We start from the raw sequence: 20,397 nt of genomic DNA on the forward strand, positions 1-20,397 counted from the left end.
GCCTCCCGATGGCTCGAATCCGGATCGGCGGCCACCGATCCCGCTGCTCCGGGACCGGCCGCCGTCGCGGCGCCGAACGCGCCGAGGGCTTTGAGGAACTCTCTCCGCCTGCTCTCGTGGCTGTCGAAGTGGGTTGTGATGGAGTATGCTCACTCCACTCACACCGTTTTGTTTATATTATTTAACCATTGGATATGTTGGATTTTCTCGCTATCCGGCGTAGCCGCTCCGAGCGAGACGATCGCGGTCCCCGGATGCGAGCGAGACCGCTCACGTCCGGTACCGAGCGGTGCTCCAGTCGTTCTGTAAATCAGAACGCATCCCCCGCCACCGCCGCCCAATTCATTACGCTCGTAGTGCTGTAAGTCCCTTCGAGAAAACCGATCGTGATCGGCCGAAACGCGGCCGTTGCGCCCTTAAAACACCGACTTGACGATCGAACACCGCCCACGATGCGTTCTGCCTCTCAGAACGCTTTTCAGTAGTTGATGTTCAGTTCGACGACGTTTGCCGCGCTGAGCACGCGTTCGGGGAGTTTCCCGTGGAGGTCCTCGTCGCTGACGCGGCTGGCGGGCGCCGACACGCTGATCGCGCCCAGCACCTCGTCCGAGGAGTCCTTGACCGGGGCCGCGATACAGCGGAGCCCTTCGAGCCGCTCGCCGTCGTCGATCGCGTACCCGCGGTCGCGAACGCCCTCCAGCGCCTCGAACAGCTCCTCGCGGGAGCCGACGCTGCGGGGGGTCTTTCGCGCTAACCCGCGCCGCTCGATGATCTCCTCGACGCGGGACTCGGGCAGGTGCGCGAGGATCGCCTTCCCGAGCGCGGTGGTGTGGAGGTGCGTCCTGAGCCCGGCGTAGGTGTCGAGGTCGACGGCCTCCGCGCCCTTCGACCGCATCAGGTACACGCCCACCCCCTGCTCCTCGACGAGCAGGTTCGCGAGCTCGCCGGTCTCGTTCGCGAGCGACTTCACCTCCGGCTCGGCAACCTGATAGAACTCCATCGACTTCCGGGTGGAGCCGCCGACCTCGAGGAACTTCAGCCCGAGCTGATACTCGTCGCCGGTCTTCAACACGTATCCGTGCTCTCGGAGCGTCGTGAGGTGGTTGTGCACCGCGCTCTTTCCCATCTCCAGCCCGTCCGCCAGCTCCGTCACCCCGCACGGCCCGCGGTCCATCAGCTCCTCGACCAGCGCGAGGGNGATGTGTATAAGAGACAGCGTCCATACTGATCGATCGAGACATACAGCGCTCATAAGTGTTCTGGATAGCAGAACAAAATACGGGTAACGGGCCCCGGTACCATTTTATAGGATCGGACGGAGCCATGAACATGGACCGAAACCGCTCGACGCGCCGCTCCGTCTCGTCGCGAGCGACGGCCGGGAATCGACTCGAAACCGACGAGTTCACCGTCGCCTACGTCGGCGGCGGGAGCCGTCAGTGGGTCCCGAACCTCGTACAGGACCTCGCGCTCTCGACGTTCGGCGGCGAGGTGCGGCTCTACGACCCCGACGTCGAGAGCGCCGAGCGAAACGCCGCGTTCGGGAACTGGGTACAGGAGCGCGACGACGCCGTCGGCGACTGGGAGTACGCCGCGACGGACGACCTCGCCGACGCCCTCGACGGGGCCGACGTGGTGTTGCTGTCGACCCAGTACGACCCGACCGAGACGTTCGTCCACGACCTGGATATTCCGGCGTCGTACGGGATCTACGGCGCGGTCGCCGCCACCATCGGACCCGGCGGCATCTTCCGCGCGATGCGGACGATCCCCGTCTATCGCCGGTTCGCCGCCGCGATCCGCGAGCACTGCCCGGACGCGTGGGTGTTCAACTTCACGAACCCCGTCCACTTCGTGACGCGCGCGCTCTACGACGAGTTCCCCGAGATCAACGCGGTCGGCATGTGTCACGAGGTGCTCCACGGCCGCGACCGACTGGCGAGCCTCGCCGGCGAGCACCTCGATATCGACGCCGACCGGTCGGACATCTCGGTGAACGTCAAGGGGATCAATCACTTCACGTGGATCGACGAGGCGTACTGCGACGGGGTCGACCTCTGGCCGCTGCTCGACGAGTTGGCCCGCGGCGAGGAGGGGAACCGCGCCTACGAGCCGGCCGACCTCGACGACGCGAGCCCCTTCACCGACTCGTGGCAGGTCTCGTGGGAGCTGTACCGGCGCTTCGGGCTGCTCCCGCTGGCCGGCGACCGGCACGTCGTCGAGTACGCCACGTGGTTCCTGCAGGGCGGTCGGGAGGCGCTGAACCGCTGGGGCGTCAAGCGGACGGGGAGCGACTTCCGCGCGAAGCACTGGACGCCGGCCGAGTCGGACCAAACCACCGACGTGGAGGCGTGGCTCTCCGGCGAGCGCGAGTTCGACCTCACCGCCTCCGACGAGGTGCTCCTCGACATCCTCGATGCGCTCGCGGGCGGCGAGCCGTTCGTCACGAACGTCAACCTACCGAACCGGGGACAGATCGAGGACCTCGAGTCCGGTACCGTCGTGGAGACGAACGCGCTCGTCTCCGCCGGCGAGATTCGGCCGCTGAGCGCCGGCGGGTTCCCGCGTCCCGTCCGGTCGCTGCTGTCCACGCACGTCGACACGATCGAGACGGTGATCGAGGCGTCCCGCGACGGCGACGTCGACCGCGCGTTCCAGGGGTTCCTGCTCGACCCGCAGGTCCGGACGCTCCAGACCGAGGAGGCCCGGGAGCTGTTCGCCGAACTCGCGGCCGCCGAAGAGCGGTTCCTCGACGACTGGCGGCTCGACGACGCGGCGACGCTCGCGGCGGCAGACGCGTACTGAGCGCTTCCGCGCACCGCGTCTCGGGCCGACATCGGGTCACGCGATCAGCTCGAGCGGCCGCCGAGGGAGCGTCGCCGGTGGAGAGATCGGATCGTCCGCGAGCGAGCACCGCGGTCCGTTCGACGCGTCGCGATCGGACGCCGTGGGCGCGACGCTACTCGACGATCGACGAGTAAGAGTTATCTGTCTGTCGAACCACTACTCACGTATGCGTTCGACATGCACCCGATGCGGAGACACAGTCGCGAGAGACCACGGCTCGCTCGTCTGCCGAAACTGCGGCCGCACGCTGCGGCACGGCGCCGACTGACGCTCGCAGCCGCCGCCGCCGCCACGTCCGATACCGCCCCGAAGCGCCCCGTTAGTACATCGCGTCGCGGATCTCGTCGTCGAGGCCGTCGAACCGGTCGAGGTACTCGCGTCGGTCATCGCGGAGCGCATCCCGGGCGGCCTCGAACTCGTCGACGCGGTCGGCGACGGCGAACCGGTCGACCTCGATCCCCGGAACGGCGCTCGGGACGGTCAGCCCGAGGTCGTCGTCGCGCTCCCACTCGATGCGGTTCCGGGCCGCTCCCTCCAGCACGGCGACAGTCTCCTCGACGCCGACGTCGATCGGGTCGTCGGTTCCCACCGCGCCCGTGTTGATGACGTAACACTCGATGTCGAGGTCGGCGATGAGGTCGCGGAACCGGTTCCCCTCCTCGCCCTCGGAGCCGACGATGAACGGGTTGGTGCCGACGACTCGGATCGGCTCGCCCACCCGCGAGGGGTCGCCCGCGCTCGTCTCGACCGACTCCCCGAGCATGAACGCGATCGCGGCCTGTTCGTCGCTGAGGCGCGCGATCGGCGGCATGAGCGGGTTCCGGGTGATGAAAAACACCTGATCCACGCGGTCGAGGTCGATCCCGTCCGCCGAGCTCTCCAGCCGGTCCCGGCGGACGGTCGCCCGCGCGTTGCGCCCGTACCGAGGCTCGTCGAAGCGGACCGTCCCGTCGTCGTCGACGGCGACGTTCTCCAAGACTGCGCTCTCGTCCGTGACGGCGCGGTGCAGCTCCGGCTGCTCCGCCGCGTCGAGGCCGATCGTCTTCACGTAGAGGCCGCCGCCCTCGCTCCCGGCGACCGTTCCCGACGGGAGGAGCGCGCAGACGTCGTCTTGGATCATCTCGACGCCCTCCGGCTCGTCGAGCCAGAGGCCGTGGCTGGTCAGCGTCGACTTCCCCGTCCCGGAGAGGCCGAGGAAGAGCTGACCCACGTCGCGGGTGTCGTCCCCGTCGGCGAGCGTGACGCGCTTGCTTCCCGCGTGGAGGCCCAGCCCGCCCCGCCGCTTCGCGCGGTGCATGAACAGCCGGAGGAACGACTTCTTCGCTTCGCCGGTGTAGTCGCTGCCGAGCACCGTCGTGACGCCGCGGTCCGGATGCACGCGGATCCGCGGGTCGTCCGTCGCGTCCGGCAGTTGCACCGTGACGAAGTCCGGGGGCCGGCCGCGGGCCGGCTCGAGGAGCTTCGCCCACGAGAGCGCGATCCGGCCGTATTCGGCGGGGAGGAACAGCCGACACACGTGGGAGGTCTCCGGGTGCCGACCGACGACTCGGTCGACGCACACCACGTCGTTGTCCGGGTCCTCGACCCACTCGACGCCGCGCGCGAACACGTCGTAATCCGCCTCGCCGAACTCGTCGTCGACGGCGTTCGCCGTCGCGTCGGCGCTCCGCGATCGGTGTTCGCTCACGTACGACGGCGAGCCGTACTCAGTCGTCACCTCGTCGCTCGCCGACAGCTCGCGCAGCTCCGCGAGCGAGGGGTTGTACGTGACGTGATCCGCCGTCGCCGGATCGGGATACTCCCCAGGCTCCGGCACCGCCTCATGAGCAGCCATGTCGTCCGTCGATCCGAGAGACGGGCTAATAAGCGTACTGAACGGCGGAACACTGTCCGGCCCCGGTCCGTCTGCGCGGGGACCCCGTTCGGATCGCTCGGGTCCGCGGCGGCGCGGTGCGGTCGTCGTCGCTTCTCGGCGCGTCCGCTCGGCCGATCGCGACGTGGTCAGTGCGCGCTCGACGCCTCACCGCGAACAGTTATAAGATCGTATGTTTTCGCGAACATCTACGTTTCTTGAAATTCGTTCTCAGATCGGCTATCGCGGACGGGACCGAGATCGTCGGCCGCTCGCCGGGGGCGAGCCGTCGCGCCCGGTCGCCACACCGATGATTTTGTCACGGTCGGGGGCGAAGCCCCGGTATGAGCAACGAAACGAGCGGGGCGAACACGAAGGTGGCGCGGGTGATCCGCGCGTACGACCTCGACGGAATGGGCGCGAACCTGGAGGCCGCGTGGACCGGCGAGGCGGGCGAGCGGACGAGCCTGCGGGACCTCGCCGACGAGTTCAACGAGGCGGTGCTGGGGGCGGCCCTCCGGGAGGCGAGCGTCTCGTCGCTCAGCGTCGACGTGTCGAGCACGTACGAGGCCCTCCGCGGCGACTCCGGCTCGGCGTCGACGCGGGCGCGTCGGCGTCTCGAACGCGAGGGAATCGACGTCGACGAGCTGACCGGGGACTTCGTCACCCACCAGGCGATCCACACGTACCTCACGCAGGAGCGCGAGGCGAGCCTCCCGGCGGCCGACGACGACATGGCCGACCGAAAGGTCGAGACCATCGAGAAGCTCCAGGGTCGGGTCTCGGCCGTCGCCGAGTCGGCCATCTCGTCGCTCGCGAACGCCGGGGAGTTGGACCGCGGCGACTACGACGTGCTCGTCGACGTGCGCACCGTCTGCCCGAACTGCGGGGCCGACGCGCCAGTCGGGGAACTGATCCGGCGCGGCGGCTGCGAATGCACGGTGGACGCCGAGGCCGACGACGAGTGAGTCGGGAGACGCGGCGGTCGACGACGAGTGAGTCGAGGGACGCCGTTCGGCGACCGATCGGTGTCGCTTCGTGAGCGCCGCGGATCGGCTAATGTATCAGAAACAGACATACTATATAAATCTGGTACTTAGAGGGACCGTCGCCTGGCTTCGAACGGCGATCGGCGGTAGTTTTACTATCTGGTAAGCCGAGGTGCACGGCATGGGCGTCCACGAGTTCATGAGACGGGAATACGCGACACGCGCGACACGCGCGACAGTCACGGGGGGCCGCAGATGACCGACACCGGAAAGATACTCGACGGGGTGACCGTCCTCGACCTCTCCACGTTCGTCACCGGCGGCTTCTGTTCGGCGATGCTCGCGAATCAGGGCGCGGAGGTCGTCAAGGTCGAGCAGCCGGGGTACGGCGACGCCGTCCGCCACTCGGGACCGCCGTTCATCAAGGGCGAATCGCCCTACTACTGGTCGCTGAACTACGGGAAGAAGAGCCTCGAGCTCGACTTAAAGAACCCCGAGGCCAAGGAGGCGCTGTACGAGCTCGTCGAGGAGACCGACGTGTTCATCCAGAACTTCCGGCCCGGGACCGCCGAGCGGCTCGACGTCGACCGCGAGACGCTCGCGGAGCACAACGACGACCTCGTCTACCTCGCCATCTCCGCGTTCGGCCAGACCGGGCCGTGGCGCGAGCGGTCGGGGTACGACCTCCTGATTCAGGGGATGAGCGGGATCATGAGCGTCACCGGCGAGGAGGGCCGCCAGCCGGTCAAAGTCGGGTTGCCGATGACGGACCTCATCACGGCCATGTGGGCCGCGTTCGGCGCGATGACGGCGCTGTACCGCCGGGAGCAGACGGGCGAGGGCGAGTACATCGACCTCGGCATGCTCGAGGCGACGCTGCCGTGGCTCACCAAGCAGGCCGGGATGGTGTTCGCGGGCGAGGAGACCAAGCGCATGGGGACGAAAGACCCTGTCCTCGCCCCGTACCAGACGTTCGAGACGAAGGACGGGTTCATCAACGTCTGCATCCTCAACGAGAAGCTGTGGGGCGAGCTGTGCGAGGCGCTCGACCGGCCCGACCTCCCCGAGGACGACCGGTTCGAGGTGAACGCCGACCGGGTCGACCACCTCGACGAGCTGGAGGCCGAGATCGAGGAGACGCTCGCCGAGCACACGACCGACGAGTGGATCGAGATCATCGCCGAGGACGCCGGCGTGCCGGCCGGGCCGGTGTACGAGGTCGAGGAGGCGCTGCACAACCCGCAGATCGACGCGCGCGGAACGCTGACCGAAATCGACCACCCGGAGCTCGGCGAGATCCCGGTGATCGAACACCCGCTGCGGTACGACGGCGCGGAGAGCGGCTTCGACCTCCCGCCGCCGACGCTGGGCGAGCACAACCGCGACGTGTTCCGGGAGCTCGGCTACTCCGAGGCGGAGATCGACGAGCTGGCGGACGCGGGCGCGTTCGGGTCCGAGAGCGACGCGGAGTGAGTGTACCGATACGGTTGAGTGGTTGTTTATCAGTGATCGTGTGGTGTTGCTGGCGGCTGTTTATAAGCGAACGCGGTGCTGTGGTGAGCGTCTCCAAAGTCTCAGTCGCCGGCTGCGTTGCCGCTGGGTGCCAGCGGCGCTTCGCGTCTCGCTGCCGCTGTTCATAAGTAGTTGACTCCGGACCGCCCCGATCTCCGAGACGGGTTCCGCCTCGTGGTCCCGCACCAAGGTCGACGGCACCGGTGCCGGACTAGCCGGACGGAACCCGGGTCCTCGCCCGAGGCTCACCGAGGAGACGACCGACTCAGCCACGGGTGGCGAACCCGACGAAGGTTCAGTTTGCTTATGTAGTTGCGTGGGGCGACCGACTCGCCGACGTACCCGACGCCTGCGAGCCCCGTCTCCATGCGAATTGTCGGAACGACAAGAGAAAAATAGGCGACGGACGAAGACGCGGTCATGCAGCGCATCACCACTCGAACGCTGCGGTACGGCGTCGCCGTGGCCGTGTCGACGGTCGCCGTCGTCGCGCTCCTCTCCACGCTGGGGCTGATATACACCGTCGTCAGTCTCATCGTCGGCCCGCTCCCGACGTTCACGATTCACGACGTCGCCGCCGCGCTGGCGTCCCCGCTGTTCTATCTCGGCCTCGTGGCCGTCGTCGGGACGACGACGCTCTACGGCTATCGGCGGTACGGGACCCTGCTCGGCTTCTTCGTGAGCTGCGTGAAGCTCGCCGACTCCGTGGTGGGACTCGCGGTCTTCGACGAACCCGTGCTTCGGGGCCGCGTGGCGCCGACGGACGTCGCGTGGGACGTCGAGTACTGGGACGACGGTCGCGTCGAGGCCGCCGGGCGCTGTTGTCCGCGGTGCGGCAGCGAACTCGACCAGCAGCTCCTCCCGGAGTCGGTGGCGTACGGGGCGAACGAGGGGCTCAGTCCGGACGCGGACCGACTGGAGCGGGAGACCGAGGGATGGGCGGACGTCCACGGCGCGCCGAAGACGGAGTCGACTCGCGAGGTGCCGGCGTTGGCGTGTACGCTCTGTCGGTTCTCGGTCCCGGGGCGACGCGAGGTCGAGGAGGGGAAGACGACGGCCGAGAAGGTGTTCAAAACCCACGTCCAGCGGATGAAAAGCGGCAACCCGAAATCCCGGCCGTTCGCGGAGTACCAGCCGGCGAACGGGGATCCGCTCGGCCCCGAGGGGGTCTGGGACGCCTACGCCGCGCCGAAGGACGACCCGGAGCTGCTCCCCTTTTCACCGGAGGCCGATCGCGGCGGTGAGCGCGCGTGACGCGCTCCGAGCCGTCCGGAGACGCCGCAGCCGATCGGACAGCGGCCGTCGACAATTCGGCGAACGGGGCGAACTCGACAGACGGGGCGAACTCGACAGACGGCCGAAGCTCCGAAGCCGGTCGCGGCGTCACCGACCGGGCGAGCAGGGCGCTCGGCGACGAACACGAGGGGACGTTCCCCGCGCTCGAGGAACACAAGGCGAACGTCGAGCGCGAGGAACTGCTCGTCCACGTCACGCCGGAGCCGCTAGAGCCCCTGGTCGAACGGCTGTTGAACCTGGACTACTTCGCGGAACGCGATCGGATTCTCGAGCAGCGGGCGGAGACGGAGCGGGCGTTCACGAAGGCGATCGAGCGCGTCGAGGGGATATACGGCGGCCCGGTCAACCGCGCGCTCGACCGGCGCCGGGACGGGGCGCTGCCCGCCTTCGATCTCGAGGGGTTCGCGACCGAGGTCGACGACGCGATGGCGGCGGTCGAGTCGCTTCGCGACCGGGTCGACTCCGACTATCTCCGCCGGTCGGAACGGCGCTACCTCGCGAACCTCGAGTCCGACATCGTCGCCGCCCGTGAGTATCTCCGGAACAAGCGGGCGTTCGACGACCGTCGGGAGACGCTAGCCCCCGACGTGGATGCTTTCGAGAGCCGGTTCGACCGGTATAAAGGGGGAACGCGGTACATGATCAGCAGCGATCAGGCGGCGCTGTCGGACGCGGCAGCGGAGATCCGCCGGGCCCTTCGGACGATGGCTCGGGAGCTGGACCTGCAGTTGCTCCCCGTCGACGACGTGGAGTGGCTCCGCGACCGGAAGGCGCGCTTCGGGCAGCTGGCCGAGCAGCTCCCGGCGTACAACGAGCGGTTCGTCGAGCGACAGCGCGAGCGGTATGCCGACCGCTTCGAGACGAGCCACGGTCCGTTGAACCCGTCCCAGCAGAAGGCGATCGTCCGAAACGACCGGCGCAACCTGGTCGACGCCAGCGCCGGGACCGGAAAGACGCTCACGCTCACCTACCGGTTCCTCTACCTCCTCGAGCGGGGCGTTCCGGTCGACGACATCGCGGCCGTCACGTTCACCAACGACGCCGCGGACGAGATGAAGGGCCGGATCGCTGCGCAGGTGGACGGGGTACACGAGCGGGACCTCAACATCTCGACGATCCACAGATTCGCCAACCGGATCGTGCGCCGACACCGCGGACGCAGCAGCGGTGCCTCCCCTGGCGAGAGGCGGTCGGAGCTGGCCGAGGAGTTCTACCGGGCGTCGAGGGCCGAAGAGACGCCCGAGGCGTTCGATCCGGTCGACCCCGAGGCGTATCGCCGGTTCCGCGCGGAGATCCGGGAGTACCGCGATCTCAGGACCGAACGCGACGGCGGGCCCCCCGACCGGGACGACGTGGTCGACAGGCTCGAGAACTTCCTGGAGAAGGCCGCCACGTTCGATCTGGAGCCCGACGACGTCCGGGCGCGGTGTCCAGACTCCGACGCGCTGGCGTCGGCGTTCGGCCGGGCGGGGGCCTCGCTGCTCTCCGCGTATCACGCGGAGGCCGCCCGGATGGACGGCCCCATCGACTTCGGGCGGATGATCGGCGACGCGGTGGCGGTGATCCGTGAGCACCCGGTCGAGCTCGGGACCCGCTACGACCACCTGCTGGTGGACGAGTTCCAAGACGTCTCGGAGGCCGAGCTCGAGCTGTTCGAGTCGCTTCTGGGCGTCGGCAGCGAGACGCACCTGTTCTGCGTGGGCGACGACTGGCAGAGCATTTACGGGTTCCGGGGGAGCGACGTCCGGATCTTCACGGGGTACACCGACCGCTTCGAGGACACCACGTACACGTCGCTGTCGGTGAACTTCCGCTGTCCGCCGACCGTCGTCGAGGCGGGACGGAAGCTGATGTCGCTGTCGGAGGTCGAGCAGAACGCGAAGGCGGTCGAGGCGGATACGGAAGCGGACGTCGTTCCCCAGATTCACTCGCTCGATCTGTTCGACCGCCGCGGCGTCGCCTACACCGCGGACCTGATCGACGACGCCCTCGCCGACGGGCGGACCTACGACGACGTGATGGTGATCTCACAGAACGACGAGAACAGCGATTTCCTGACCGACCTCCGCGAGGAGCTCGCGTCCAGGGGCGTCCCGCACAAGCGCCCGAAGAACCACGACGATTACGTCCCGGAGTGGTACCGCGAGGAGCTGACCCGCGAGGCGGCGTTCGACGAGAAGGGGAACGTCGAATACGCCGACGCCGACGAGCGCCCGGACCTGCCCTCGAAACCGCCGGTCGTCGCGGTCCAGTCGGTGTACGGCGCCAAGGGGACCGAGGCGCCGGTCGTGATCCTCGCGCCCGCGACCGACGGCGACAAGGACGGCATTCCGAACGAGAACCGGTCCGGCGGCCTGCTGGCTCCCGTCGAGGCGAACCCGGCGAACCACCTCGCCGAACAGCGACGGCTGTTCTACGTGGCGTTGACCCGCACGGAAGGGGAGTTCCACGCGGTCGCCCCGCGGGGACAGGAGTCGCGGTTCGTTCAGGAGCTCGACGACTACTTCGACCCCGTCCTCCCCGGGGTGACCGGTCGCTGCGCGTCGGTCACCGAACCGCACACCGATAAGTCGCCCTACCGGATCGAGCTGGACTGCGGGAACTACGAGATCGAACTCGTCGGCTGGGAGGACCCGGAGCCGATGGTCGAAGGCGAGCGGTACCACGTCGCCGACCCCGTCGTTGAGCGTAACGGCTACGGGACGCAGATCCGGTTCGACCAATGTGACGTCACACCGGCTCAAGACGGGTCTCTCCGGCGTTAGTCGCAGTCGTTGGCGTCGCCTCTCGCGCCGGCACGGCCGCTCGCGGCCGATCGCTCGCCCGATGACCCGCCGGTAACCCGCTTACCGCGCGGTTCGGGAAGGGATATGGGGCCCCGGACCCTCGGCTCCGGTATGTCATCCGACGCGGCTTCCGGCGACGGCGCGCGGGCGGGCGGAATCATCGACGTGGAGAGCGCGGCCTCCTTCGAGGAGACGATCGCGGAGAACCACCAGGTCGTCGTCGACTACTTCGCGGACTGGTGTGGCCCCTGCAAGCAGCAGACGCCCATCCTCGAGGAGCTGGCCGGCACCATCGACGCCCCGGTCCTCGGGGTCGACACGGACGAACACAACGGGCTCGCGGCGGAGGCGGGCGTCCGGTCGATCCCCACGGTCGCGGTCTTCCGCGACGGCGAGGAGGTCGAGCGGTTCGTCGGCGTCACGGGCGCCGACAACATTCGGGCGGCGCTGGAGTAGGACCGGAGACCGGTGGAACGGATGGTTTCTGACAGAAATGCGGCGAACGACTAATTCATTTCCTCTCCGCAGTTATTCCCGATACTTCCATAGCCGCTTGTGAGGGCTTGTGGTGTTGTTCGTCGGCAGCGAGACAGTATTTAAAACTGAGTGAGCGAACACGAAAACCGCTTATAAATAGATGGCAGGGGCGCGTGCCTGCGAGGCCGCTTCGCGGCCGAGTAGCACCGCGCGAGGGAGTCGGTGGTCCGGAGCAACGCGGAGGACCACCGACGAGGCTGGGGAGGTGTGAGGCTGCGGTCCCGCGAGCGACCGGAGGGAGCGAGCGGGGGCACGGAAGTCGCAGCGCCGAGCGGAGCGAGGCGACCGTCTTCCGGCGGTGCTGTGCGTTCGGGACTCAAAGCCCCAGCCGCGAGAACGAAGCACGGCGGCGCCAGCACTGCAGGGAGCGAGCAACGCGAGCGACCGAAGCGCACAGCGAGCCGCGCGAGTTCTCGCGGCTGGGGCTTTGGCGGTGGTCACCGAACGTCTATCGGCAATCGCTTATAACAGGGCGGCGGAAGGTTCTGCGGATTCACAGCCGCATGCTGTCGGCTGTTTCACGTGGTATTTGAAAAAGAGCGCTCCGGCGAACCGAATTTATAAATACGACTTCCCGTCCGGCAGCTCGCACTCGTCGCCGTGACACCCCGCCGCGCGTTCGACGGCCGCGAGGTCCGGCTCGTCGGCGGTCTCCTCGCTCCGCCACGCGTACTGGACGGTGCGGTCGGGGTCGACCACGAAGACGGCCGAGCGCGCGACCCCGCGGTGGTCGTCGATCTCGTCGGCGCGCACGCCGTACGCCTCGGCGACCCGCCCGTCGCTGTCCGAGAGCAGCGGGAAGTCGATCCGGGGCTTCTGGGCGAACGCGCGGTGGCTGTAGACGCCGTCTGTAGAGATTCCGAGCACGACGGTGTTCTCACGCAGCGACAGCGCCTCGCTGTCCCGCAGGGTGCACATCTGCGTCGTACACACCGGGTGGAAGTCGAAGGGGTAGAACACCACCACGACCGCCCATCCGCTGTCGGTGTACTCGGCCAGCCCGTGCGTGTCGATCCGCCCGCCGCCCGCGCCGGGGAGCTCGAACGTCGGCGCCGTCTGTCCGATCTGGAGCAGATACAAAAGACGGCGCCCGACCGATATGAGCCCCGGCCGAGCGTGCTCCCGTGCCGCACAGCCAGCGGTCGTTTATAACTGCCCGCCTCCTCACGGGCGTATGACCCTCGCGCTCTCCGCCGGACTGGTGGCGACGATCGCCCTCGTCGTCGCGGTCGCGGGCGCCGTCAACGGGGTCGCGGGGTTCGGCTTCGCCGTCGTCGGGACGATGGTGCTCGCGTCGGCGCTCGACCCGGCCACCGCCGTCGCGTTCATGATCGTGCCGATGTTCGCCGTGAACGTCGCGCTCGTCGGCGAGCTCACCCGCGAGGAGCTCCGCACCTGCGGGACCCGGTTCGCCCCGCTGCTCGTCGCCGCGCTCGTCGGGACGGTCGTCGGGATGGCGCTGCTCGACCGGCTCCCGGCGGCCCCGCTCCGCGTCCTGCTCGGGATCGTCTCACTCGGCTTCGTGGCGATCGCCCAGCGCGCGGTCCCGCTCCCGGCGCTGCCCGGCCCGACAGACCGGGTCTCCGCCGAGTCGCCCCTCGTCATGGCGGCCGTCGGCGCCGTCTCCGGCGTCCTGTTCGGCGCGACGAACGTCGGCGTGCAGCTCGTCGCGTTCGTCAGGAGCTTCGACCTCTCGCACGGGCTGTTCGTCGGCGTCGTCGCGCTCGTGTTCGTCGGGATCAACGGTCTGCGCGTCGTCGCCGCGGGCGCGCTCGGACTCTACCCGGACCTCGGGCTCGTCCTCGCGTCGGTCGCCGCCATGGTCCCCGCGGTCGCCGGCGTCGCCCTCGGAAAGCGTCTCCGGGGGCGCGTGAGCGAGCGGCTCCGGCGCGGGGTCGTCCTCGGGCTGTTGACGCTCATCGGCGTCCGGCTGATACTCGGCGGCGCTGGAGTCGTCTAAGCGTCGCCGTCGCTCACGCCGAACCTGATACAACAGAGGCTCAACAGCCCGACGACCGACAGCGACCCCAGCAGACCGTCGTCGCTCATCGGTCGCTCCCCCCGTCGCGAACGGCGCCGAGCGCGAGCGACCGGTCGTACTCCCGGTACGGTATCCGGGAGACCGCGTCGGGGTCGATCGCGTCGTACTCGCGTAGGAGCGCGCGGACGCCGGCGACCTGACGGAGCGACGACGGCCGCAGGCTGCGGCGCCTCCCGACCCGACGGCTCTACGCGTTCGCGTGGCAGGACGATCACGGACCCGACGCGTGTTACACTGGTTCCGTCGCGTGAAAAACTGAAACGCGTCGAAGAAGAATGCTCCGGCTGGGATTCGAACCCAGGTCATTGCCGTGAGAGGGCAATATGATTGGCCGGACTACACCACCAGAGCGCACGTCCGTTCGACGCAATTACGGATAGGGCAGGATATTGTAAAACAGTTCCGTTTCGACCCCGCCATGTCCCGGTTTACCGTGGTTCGCCGCTCCACTGTCGTCCCCGTGACGCGTCGCTCAGACGTCGACGCCGAACGGCGCGGCGTCGCCCGCGTCGGCGGCGATCGCAGCGAGGAGGTCGGCCACGGCGTCGAGGTCGCCGGTGTCGATCACCTCGACCGGCGTGTGCATGTACCGGTTCGGGATCGAGACGTTGAGCGACGGGACGCCGCCCCGGGAAGTATAAAACGCGTCGGCGTCGGTGCCCGTTCGCGTGCCGGCCGCCTGCAGCTGCACGTCGATGTCGTCGTCGGCCGCGGCGTCGCGCGCGAGGTCGACGAGAGCGGGATGATTCGCGCTGCCGCGGGTGATCACGGGACCGGCGCCGAGCTCGACCGGCCCCCGGTGTTCGCCGTCGACGTCGGGGTTGTCGGTGGCGTGGGTCACGTCGACGGCGACGAACGCGTCCACCGCGTCGAGGTCGACGCCGACCATCTGTGCCCCTTTGAGCCCGACCTCCTCCTGCACCGTGGAGACGGCGTAGACGGTCGTGTCGGCGTCGCGTTCGGCCGCGCGACGCAGTCCCTCCGCGGCCGCCCACGTGCCGGTCCGGTTGTCGATCCCGCGGGCGGCGATCCGGTCGCCGACGAGCTCCTCCACCTCGGTCGAGAAGGTGACCGGGTCGCCGATCTCGACGTGTTCGCCGGCCTCCTCGGCGTCGGTCGCGCCGATATCGACGAACTGCTCGGCGATCTCCTCGTACTCGTCCTCCGAGGGGTCGCGCAGGTGGATGGCGGTCTGGCCGATCACGCCCTGCACGGGCTCGTCGGCGTGGACGGTGACGTGCTGGCCCTTCGAGACGGTGCGGTCGGAGCCGCCGATCGGGCTGATGCGGAGGAAGCCGTCGTCGAGCACGTCGCGGACGATGAAGCCGATCTCGTCGGCGTGGCCCGTCAGGGCGATCGTCGGCGCGTCGGGGTCGCCCTCGTGGACGGCGACGGCGTTGCCGTAGGCGTCGACGGAGACCTCGTCGGCGAAGCCGCGGACGTAGTCGGTCCAGACCCGCTGGCTCGGCGTCTCGAAGCCGGACGGGCTGGCGGTCGCGAGCAGGTCGTCGAGGAACGCTCTCTGTGAGTCGCGCATACGCGTGGCTGTTCGTCGGTCGGCAAGAACCCGCCGATACCGGGGCGACGGCGAGGTGGTGTGAGGTCTCGCGCCGTCACCGACACAAGGGACTTGAGGCCCGCTCCCGTCCGGTCCGTATGGACATCCTCCGAAGCCTCCGGACCGTCTCCGAGGCCAGCGGGCCGGGCGTCGTCGACTGGGACCGGGCCGCGGCGGCCGCGAAGGCGAGCACCGACCCCGGGTCGATCGCGCTCACCGACGCGGAGCGGACCGGGTACGCGACCGACGTGCGCGACGCCCGGTCCCGGCTCCGCGAGGTGGCCGCGATCGAGTTCGACGTGCCCGACGCGATCGAGGTGCAGAACCGCCACCACTGGATCGACGCCAGCGTCGACACGTTCCGGAACGTGATGGCGCCGATCGAGGAGGCGGCGACCGCGAACGACGAGGAGTCGGTCGGTGAGGTCGTCGACTCGACCGGCGGAATCGTCGAGCCGACCGGCGGACCGATTGGCGCCCCGGCCGGCGACCTCACGCGGGGGTTCGCGCGGGACCTCTCGCGGATCGCCAACACCGGGTCAATGGCGTTCACGCTCGGATTCTTAGCGCGCAACGTGCTCGGCCAGTACGACCCGCTGCTGTTGGCCGACGAGCCCGAGGCCGACCACGGGCTCTACTTTGTCCACCCGAACATCGTCGCGGTCGCGGCGTCGCTCGACGTCGACTTCCCGCGGTTCCGGCGCTGGATCGCCTTCCACGAGGTGACCCACGCGGCGGAGTTCGGCGCGGCCCCGTGGCTCCCCGAGTACCTCGAGTCGCGGGTCGAGCGGGGGATCGAGGGGTTCACCGGCGGGAGCGGATCGACCGGTCGCGGAGGGCTGACCGCGGGCGGGCTGCCGGTCGACGCGCTCGACACCGAGCCGTTCGCGGAGCTGCAGGCGGCGATGACCGCGGTCGAGGGGTACGCCGAGGTGCTGATGGACCGCGCGTTCGACGGCGAGTACGCCGACCTCCGCCGGAAGCTCGACGAGCGACGCGGCGGTGGCGGCCCGGTTCAGCGCCTCGCGCGCCGGCTGCTCGGGCTGGGGCTGAAGCGCCGGCAGTACGAGCAGGGCGCCGCCTTCTTCCGCGAAGTCGTCGACGCCCGCGGGATCGAGGCGGCCGGCGCGGTGTGGGAGCGCCCCGAGCACCTGCCGACGCGCGCCGAGCTCGACGACCCCGCGGCGTGGCTGGTGCGGGTCGACCCCTGAACGAGGCGCCGTCGATCGGCACTCGATCACTTATAAACGAGCGAGTGAGTATTTGGAGGCGCTCACCGATACTCCGTCAACGACCGTTTATAACCGAACCCGCCGATCGAAACGCAAGGATCGGCGCTGCGCGTTCCGGGGCAACTCCCGCCACTGCCACGCATCATTTACCAATCCCCCTCGAACCATGGACATCCACATGGCACGCGCGAGCGCCGGGGCGCGGCTCCACTTCGGCTTCTGTAACCTCAGCCTCTCGCACGAGCGGCTGTACGGCGCCCTCGGGCTCGGGCTCGCGGAGCCGCGAGTCGTCGTCGACGCAGAGCCCGCCGACCGCGTGCGCGTCGGCGTCTCGACGCTGACCGCCGATCCGCTCGTCCGCGACGACGTCCGCGAGTACGCCGCCGTCGCCGTCGACCTCCTCGGCGTCGACGGCGCCCGGGTCGCGGTCCGCGAGACGCTCCCGCGTCACGCCGGGCTCGGAAGCGGCACCCAGCTGGCGGCGGCGACGCTCGCTGCGGTCGCGACGGCCTACGGAGAGGAACCCCGAATCCGCGAGCGCGCCCCGGCGCTCGGCCGCGGCGGGCGCTCCGGCGTCGGCGTCGCGACCTTCGAGGCGGGCGGGTTCGTCCTCGACGCCGGCCACCCCACCGCGCGATTCACCACTGACCGCCCCGCGGACGGCGAGTGGACCGTGCCGCCGGTGGCGGCCCGTCACGGCGTGCCCGACGACTGGCGGTTCCTGCTCGTCCGGCCGGACGCCGACCCGGGCCGGAGCGGCGACGCCGAGGACGACGCGATGCGGACCGCGGTCGAGCGCGCGGACCCCGGGCTCGCCGACCGGATCGGGGGGATCGTCACCCGGCGCGTGCTCCCCGCGATCGCGACGGGGAACGCCGAGCGCTTCGGCGCGGCGGTCGCGGAGATCGGCCGGCTCAACGGCGCGTGGTACGCCGACGAGCAGGGCGGCGTCTACCGCCCGCCGGTCGGTGACGTGGTGGCGTCGCTGTCGGACGCCGCGGCGGTGTTCGGCGCCGGGCAGTCGTCGTGGGGGCCGACCGTGTACGGGGTCACGGACGCCGCGAACGCGGGCGCGGCCGCGACCGCGGGCGAGGCCGCACTCGACGAGGCGGGCGTGGACGGGTCGGTCGCGGTCGTCGAGGCGGCCGACGGCGGGGCGCGGGTGACGGGAGGCGGGGACGGACGGGAGTGAGCACAGCGGGGGCCGCGGCCGAGCAACAACACTAAGCGGAGCGGCCTCCCCATACGGGACATGCCGAGTCTTCCGTTCGGCGTCGCCCGGCTCGACTCGATCCTCGGGGGCGGGGCGCCGCCGGGGAACGTCGTGTTGCTCGCGGGCGAGTCCGGCGCCGGCGCGCGCGAGTTCCTGTACACCAGCGCGGCGATGAACGCCCTCGGACGCGCCGACGCGGAGCTGTTCGACCTCTACTACGGCGACCTCCCCGACGACGCCGAGCTCCCGGACGAGGTCCACTACCTCTCTTTCACCGCCGACACCGGCGCGCTCACCCGGGAGATGGGGTACACGATGGCGGACGAGATCGTCGACGCCGCGATCGACGAGATCGCCTTCCGGGACCTCTCGCCGGAGTACTTCCAGCTCAGCCCGATCCCGCGCGACTGGTACGAGGACGAGACGGCGTCGATCACGGAGCTCGGCGACCGCGGCGAGTACGAGGACGTGCTCACCGCGTTCGGCGACTACCTCTCGGCGCACGCCGACGACAGTCTCGTCTGTATCGACTCCGTGACCGACCTCGTCTCGATGGTCGACGACGACACCGAGTGGAGCGACGTGGCGATGGTGATGAAGGGGCTCAAGAAGGCGGCCTACGAGTGGGGCGGGCTCATCCTCGTGTTGGTGAACACCGACTCGATCTCCGACCGCGAGTTCGGCGCGCTGACGGACGCCGCGGGCGGCACGCTCCAGTTCACGTGGGAGAGCGGCGGCTCCCAGCGCGCCAGAACCATGTTCGTGCGCGAGTTCCGCGGCGTGCTCTCCCGGCTTGAGTCGGAGAACATCGTCCGCTTCGAGACAGAGATCCACGAGGGAGGGTTCGACATCAGCGACGTGCGCAAGATCCGGTGAGCGCTTCCGCGAGTCGCCGGCCCCCGATCCCAACTATCGATCCGGAGAACGACGCGACAGATTACTTAAGTCTCCCCCCTAAACGGAGCGTAGATGACGGGGGATCCGCGATGAGCGACCTCGATCCGACGGACGGCGACAGCGCTGCCGCGGCCGCCGACTCTGACGCCGAGTCCGAGGCCGTCGCGGCGGTCGAGGCCGCCGCCGACGATCTCGGCGTCAGTCGCGAGGAACTGCTGAAGCGCGCCGTCGTCGCGCTCGCGGACTCCGAGGGGATCGACGTGCCGGACGCGGGGGAGGTGGCGGCGATCGAGTCGCGGCTCGACGACCTCGACGCCGAGGTCGACGAGAAGGTCGAGGACCTGCGGGAGCGCTTCGTGGAGCTGTACCGCGAACTGGAGTCGGCGGCGCCCGCAGACCACGCCCACGAGGAGACGGCCGAGCGGCTCGACGCGGTCGCGGCCGACCTCGACGCGGTCGCCGACCGCCTCGACGACCTGGAGGCCGAGGCGGCCGCGACGGCGACCGTCGGCGAGGCGGTCGAGGAGACGATCGACGCCTTGGACGACCGGCTCGCCGGCGTCGAGTCCCGGATCGACGACGTCGACGAGTTGCGGGCTCGGACCGACGGGATCGACGACCTCGAAGCGCGGGTGGCCGATCTGGAGGGGCTCGACGACCGCGTCGGCGACCTCGACGAGGTCGAGGAGAAGCTCTCGCGGGTCGCGAGCGCGGTCGTGAGGGTCCGCCGTCGGCTGGAGGCGGCCGAGCGCGACCGGGGCGACCGCGAGCGGCTCGACGCCCTCGCCGCCGCCGCGAACCGCGAGGGAGTCCGGAAGGCCGACTGTACCAACTGCGGCGGGACCGTCGACATCGGGCTGTTGACGGCGCCGGAGTGCCCTCACTGCGGCCGCCGGTTCGGGGAACTGGAACCGAACCCGGGCTTCCTCGGCACCTCGCGGCTGGTCGCGGCGGACCGGCCTGCGCTCGACGGCGACGTGAGCGGGTCCTCGTCCGCCGCTGGGCGTGGCGCGGCCGACGAGGCGGGAGTCGAGGACGGACGCGGCGTGAGCACCCGCGACGCCGACGGAGGGGGAAGGCCGTGACTGAGGACGAGTCGGACGCGTTCCGGGACGAGTCGGACGCGTTCCGGGACGAGTCGGACGCGTTCCGGGACGACCTTGGAGACGACCCGAGCGACGTGATCGACGAGACCGACGAGTTCGACGACCCCTTCGACGAACTCGGGCCGGCGACCGACGCGACCGACGCGGACCTCGCCGACGCGTTCGAGCGGATGGACATCGGCGACCTCTCCGAGGAGGACGTCTGGGAGTCGCTCGACGAGGACGCTGGCGGGATCGGACCGGTCGGCGAGTTCGGGGGCGCGGGGGCGGAGATGGACGCGACGGGGGCAGACCTCGGCGGCGAGTTCGGCGCCGGAGGGCGGTTCGACGACGCCGGCGTCGAGCGCGTGGTCTCGAAGCGAACGTACTGCCAGCAGTGCCCGCACTTCTCGGCGCCGCCGGACGTCGCCTGCGACCACGAGGGGACGACCATCGTCGAGGCCGTCGGGTTCGACGAGTTCCGCGTCCGGAACTGCCCGATGGTCGACGACGACGACCCGACCTTCGACGCGACTCGCGGGGAGTGACCCC

The 20,397-nt window shown here is 69.6% G+C and carries 16 protein-coding genes, 1 tRNA gene and 1 pseudogene; 13 read left to right on the forward strand and 5 right to left on the reverse strand.

Annotated elements, in window-relative coordinates; genetic code table 11:
- Positions 1-478 precede the first annotated feature (478 nt).
- Positions 479-1,174 carry an HTH-type transcriptional regulator XacR gene (xacR, locus tag C469_RS13105; RefSeq protein WP_008007366.1) on the reverse strand — a complete coding sequence of 232 codons (696 nt, stop codon included), beginning with the start codon at positions 1,172-1,174 and terminating at the stop codon, positions 479-481.
- Between the two features lie 155 nt (positions 1,175-1,329).
- On the opposite strand from xacR, the gene C469_RS13110 reads away from it, so the two are divergent.
- A complete protein-coding gene (locus tag C469_RS13110; protein WP_049911447.1) occupies positions 1,330-2,805 on the forward strand; it encodes a family 4 glycosyl hydrolase in 1,476 nt (491 codons plus the stop codon).
- A gap of 361 nt (positions 2,806-3,166) precedes the next feature.
- Here the strand turns inward: C469_RS13110 and C469_RS13115 are convergent, their stop codons facing one another.
- A complete protein-coding gene (locus tag C469_RS13115) occupies positions 3,167-4,681 on the reverse strand; it encodes a phosphoenolpyruvate carboxykinase (ATP) (protein WP_049911436.1) in 1,515 nt (504 codons plus the stop codon).
- A 362-nt stretch (positions 4,682-5,043) separates the two neighbouring features.
- Between C469_RS13115 and rdfA the strand changes: the two genes are divergently transcribed.
- The 5 genes from rdfA (at position 5,044) to C469_RS13140 (ending at position 11,738) form a co-directional block, all read left to right on the forward strand.
- Positions 5,044-5,667, forward strand: a complete 624-nt coding sequence (gene rdfA, locus C469_RS13120) for a rod-determining factor RdfA (RefSeq protein WP_008007371.1) — start codon at positions 5,044-5,046, stop codon at positions 5,665-5,667.
- Positions 5,668-5,943: 276 nt separating this feature from the next.
- Positions 5,944-7,161: a CaiB/BaiF CoA transferase family protein gene (locus C469_RS13125; protein ID WP_008007373.1), complete on the forward strand. Its 1,218-nt coding sequence runs from the start codon at positions 5,944-5,946 to the stop codon at positions 7,159-7,161.
- A gap of 459 nt (positions 7,162-7,620) precedes the next feature.
- Positions 7,621-8,454 (forward strand): hypothetical protein, encoded by an 834-nt coding sequence (locus C469_RS13130; RefSeq protein WP_008007375.1) that lies wholly within the window; start codon positions 7,621-7,623, stop codon positions 8,452-8,454.
- Entirely contained in the window at positions 8,451-11,261 is a 2,811-nt protein-coding gene (locus tag C469_RS13135; protein ID WP_008007377.1) for a DEAD/DEAH box helicase, read from the forward strand. Before C469_RS13130 ends, C469_RS13135 begins: the two co-directional genes overlap by 4 nt.
- A gap of 132 nt (positions 11,262-11,393) precedes the next feature.
- Positions 11,394-11,738, forward strand: coding sequence for a thioredoxin family protein (locus C469_RS13140; protein ID WP_241430029.1), 345 nt, complete (start codon positions 11,394-11,396; stop codon positions 11,736-11,738).
- Between the two features lie 639 nt (positions 11,739-12,377).
- On the opposite strand, the gene C469_RS13145 is transcribed toward C469_RS13140, so the two are convergent.
- On the reverse strand, positions 12,378-12,899 hold the full coding sequence (locus C469_RS13145) for a redoxin domain-containing protein (protein WP_008007381.1): 522 nt from the start codon (positions 12,897-12,899) through the stop codon (positions 12,378-12,380).
- A 94-nt stretch (positions 12,900-12,993) separates the two neighbouring features.
- On the opposite strand from C469_RS13145, the gene C469_RS13150 reads away from it, so the two are divergent.
- Positions 12,994-13,779, forward strand: coding sequence for a sulfite exporter TauE/SafE family protein (locus tag C469_RS13150; protein WP_008007383.1), 786 nt, complete (start codon positions 12,994-12,996; stop codon positions 13,777-13,779).
- Positions 13,780-14,000: 221 nt separating this feature from the next.
- Positions 14,001-14,111, forward strand: a pseudogene (locus tag C469_RS17865) (DUF3179 domain-containing protein); the annotation flags it as partial.
- 25 nt (positions 14,112-14,136) lie between these two features.
- Here C469_RS17865 and C469_RS13155 read toward each other — a convergent pair.
- Together C469_RS13155 and C469_RS13160 are read right to left on the reverse strand one after the other, a co-directional pair.
- Positions 14,137-14,211, reverse strand: a tRNA-Glu gene (locus tag C469_RS13155).
- A 121-nt stretch (positions 14,212-14,332) separates the two neighbouring features.
- Entirely contained in the window at positions 14,333-15,397 is a 1,065-nt protein-coding gene (locus tag C469_RS13160) for a M20/M25/M40 family metallo-hydrolase (RefSeq protein WP_008007385.1), read from the reverse strand.
- A gap of 119 nt (positions 15,398-15,516) precedes the next feature.
- Between C469_RS13160 and C469_RS13165 the strand changes: the two genes are divergently transcribed.
- The 5 genes from C469_RS13165 (at position 15,517) to C469_RS13185 (ending at position 20,393) form a co-directional block, all read left to right on the forward strand.
- Complete coding sequence (locus tag C469_RS13165) at positions 15,517-16,629, forward strand: zinc-dependent metalloprotease (RefSeq protein ID WP_008007388.1); 1,113 nt, start codon at positions 15,517-15,519, stop codon at positions 16,627-16,629.
- A gap of 199 nt (positions 16,630-16,828) precedes the next feature.
- Positions 16,829-17,842 carry a beta-ribofuranosylaminobenzene 5'-phosphate synthase family protein gene (locus tag C469_RS13170; protein WP_049911450.1) on the forward strand — a complete coding sequence of 338 codons (1,014 nt, stop codon included), beginning with the start codon at positions 16,829-16,831 and terminating at the stop codon, positions 17,840-17,842.
- A 60-nt stretch (positions 17,843-17,902) separates the two neighbouring features.
- Positions 17,903-18,739: an RAD55 family ATPase gene (locus tag C469_RS13175; protein WP_008007392.1), complete on the forward strand. Its 837-nt coding sequence runs from the start codon at positions 17,903-17,905 to the stop codon at positions 18,737-18,739.
- 110 nt (positions 18,740-18,849) lie between these two features.
- The gene (locus C469_RS13180) at positions 18,850-19,845 is read left to right on the forward strand and encodes a hypothetical protein (RefSeq protein ID WP_008007394.1); all 996 of its coding nucleotides are present in this window, start codon (positions 18,850-18,852) and stop codon (positions 19,843-19,845) included.
- Positions 19,842-20,393 (forward strand): hypothetical protein, encoded by a 552-nt coding sequence (locus tag C469_RS13185; RefSeq protein WP_008007395.1) that lies wholly within the window; start codon positions 19,842-19,844, stop codon positions 20,391-20,393. The genes C469_RS13180 and C469_RS13185 overlap by 4 nt, the downstream gene beginning before the upstream one ends.
- Positions 20,394-20,397: the final 4 nt, after the last annotated feature.

Origin of the sequence: Halorubrum lipolyticum DSM 21995 (assembly GCF_000337375.1) — an archaeon.
GTDB lineage: Archaea > Halobacteriota > Halobacteria > Halobacteriales > Haloferacaceae > Halorubrum > Halorubrum lipolyticum.

Bases quoted from the DNA above. Each gene is read 5' to 3' on its own strand.
- C469_RS13175 (WP_008007392.1), top strand. From the start codon at position 17,903: ATGCCGAGTCTTCCGTTCGGCGTCGCCCGGCTCGACTCGATCCTCGGG.
- C469_RS13125 (WP_008007373.1), top strand. From the start codon at position 5,944: ATGACCGACACCGGAAAGATACTCGACGGGGTGACCGTCCTCGACCTC.
- C469_RS13115 (WP_049911436.1), bottom strand. From the start codon at position 4,681: ATGGCTGCTCATGAGGCGGTGCCGGAGCCTGGGGAGTATCCCGATCCG.
- C469_RS13160 (WP_008007385.1), bottom strand. From the start codon at position 15,397: ATGCGCGACTCACAGAGAGCGTTCCTCGACGACCTGCTCGCGACCGCC.
- C469_RS13180 (WP_008007394.1), top strand. From the start codon at position 18,850: ATGAGCGACCTCGATCCGACGGACGGCGACAGCGCTGCCGCGGCCGCC.
- C469_RS13110 (WP_049911447.1), top strand. From the start codon at position 1,330: ATGGACCGAAACCGCTCGACGCGCCGCTCCGTCTCGTCGCGAGCGACG.
- C469_RS13170 (WP_049911450.1), top strand. From the start codon at position 16,829: ATGGCACGCGCGAGCGCCGGGGCGCGGCTCCACTTCGGCTTCTGTAAC.
- C469_RS13150 (WP_008007383.1), top strand. From the start codon at position 12,994: ATGACCCTCGCGCTCTCCGCCGGACTGGTGGCGACGATCGCCCTCGTC.
- xacR (WP_008007366.1), bottom strand. From the start codon at position 1,174: ATGGACCGCGGGCCGTGCGGGGTGACGGAGCTGGCGGACGGGCTGGAG.
- rdfA (WP_008007371.1), top strand. From the start codon at position 5,044: ATGAGCAACGAAACGAGCGGGGCGAACACGAAGGTGGCGCGGGTGATC.
- C469_RS13130 (WP_008007375.1), top strand. From the start codon at position 7,621: ATGCAGCGCATCACCACTCGAACGCTGCGGTACGGCGTCGCCGTGGCC.
- C469_RS13140 (WP_241430029.1), top strand. From the start codon at position 11,394: ATGTCATCCGACGCGGCTTCCGGCGACGGCGCGCGGGCGGGCGGAATC.
- C469_RS13165 (WP_008007388.1), top strand. From the start codon at position 15,517: ATGGACATCCTCCGAAGCCTCCGGACCGTCTCCGAGGCCAGCGGGCCG.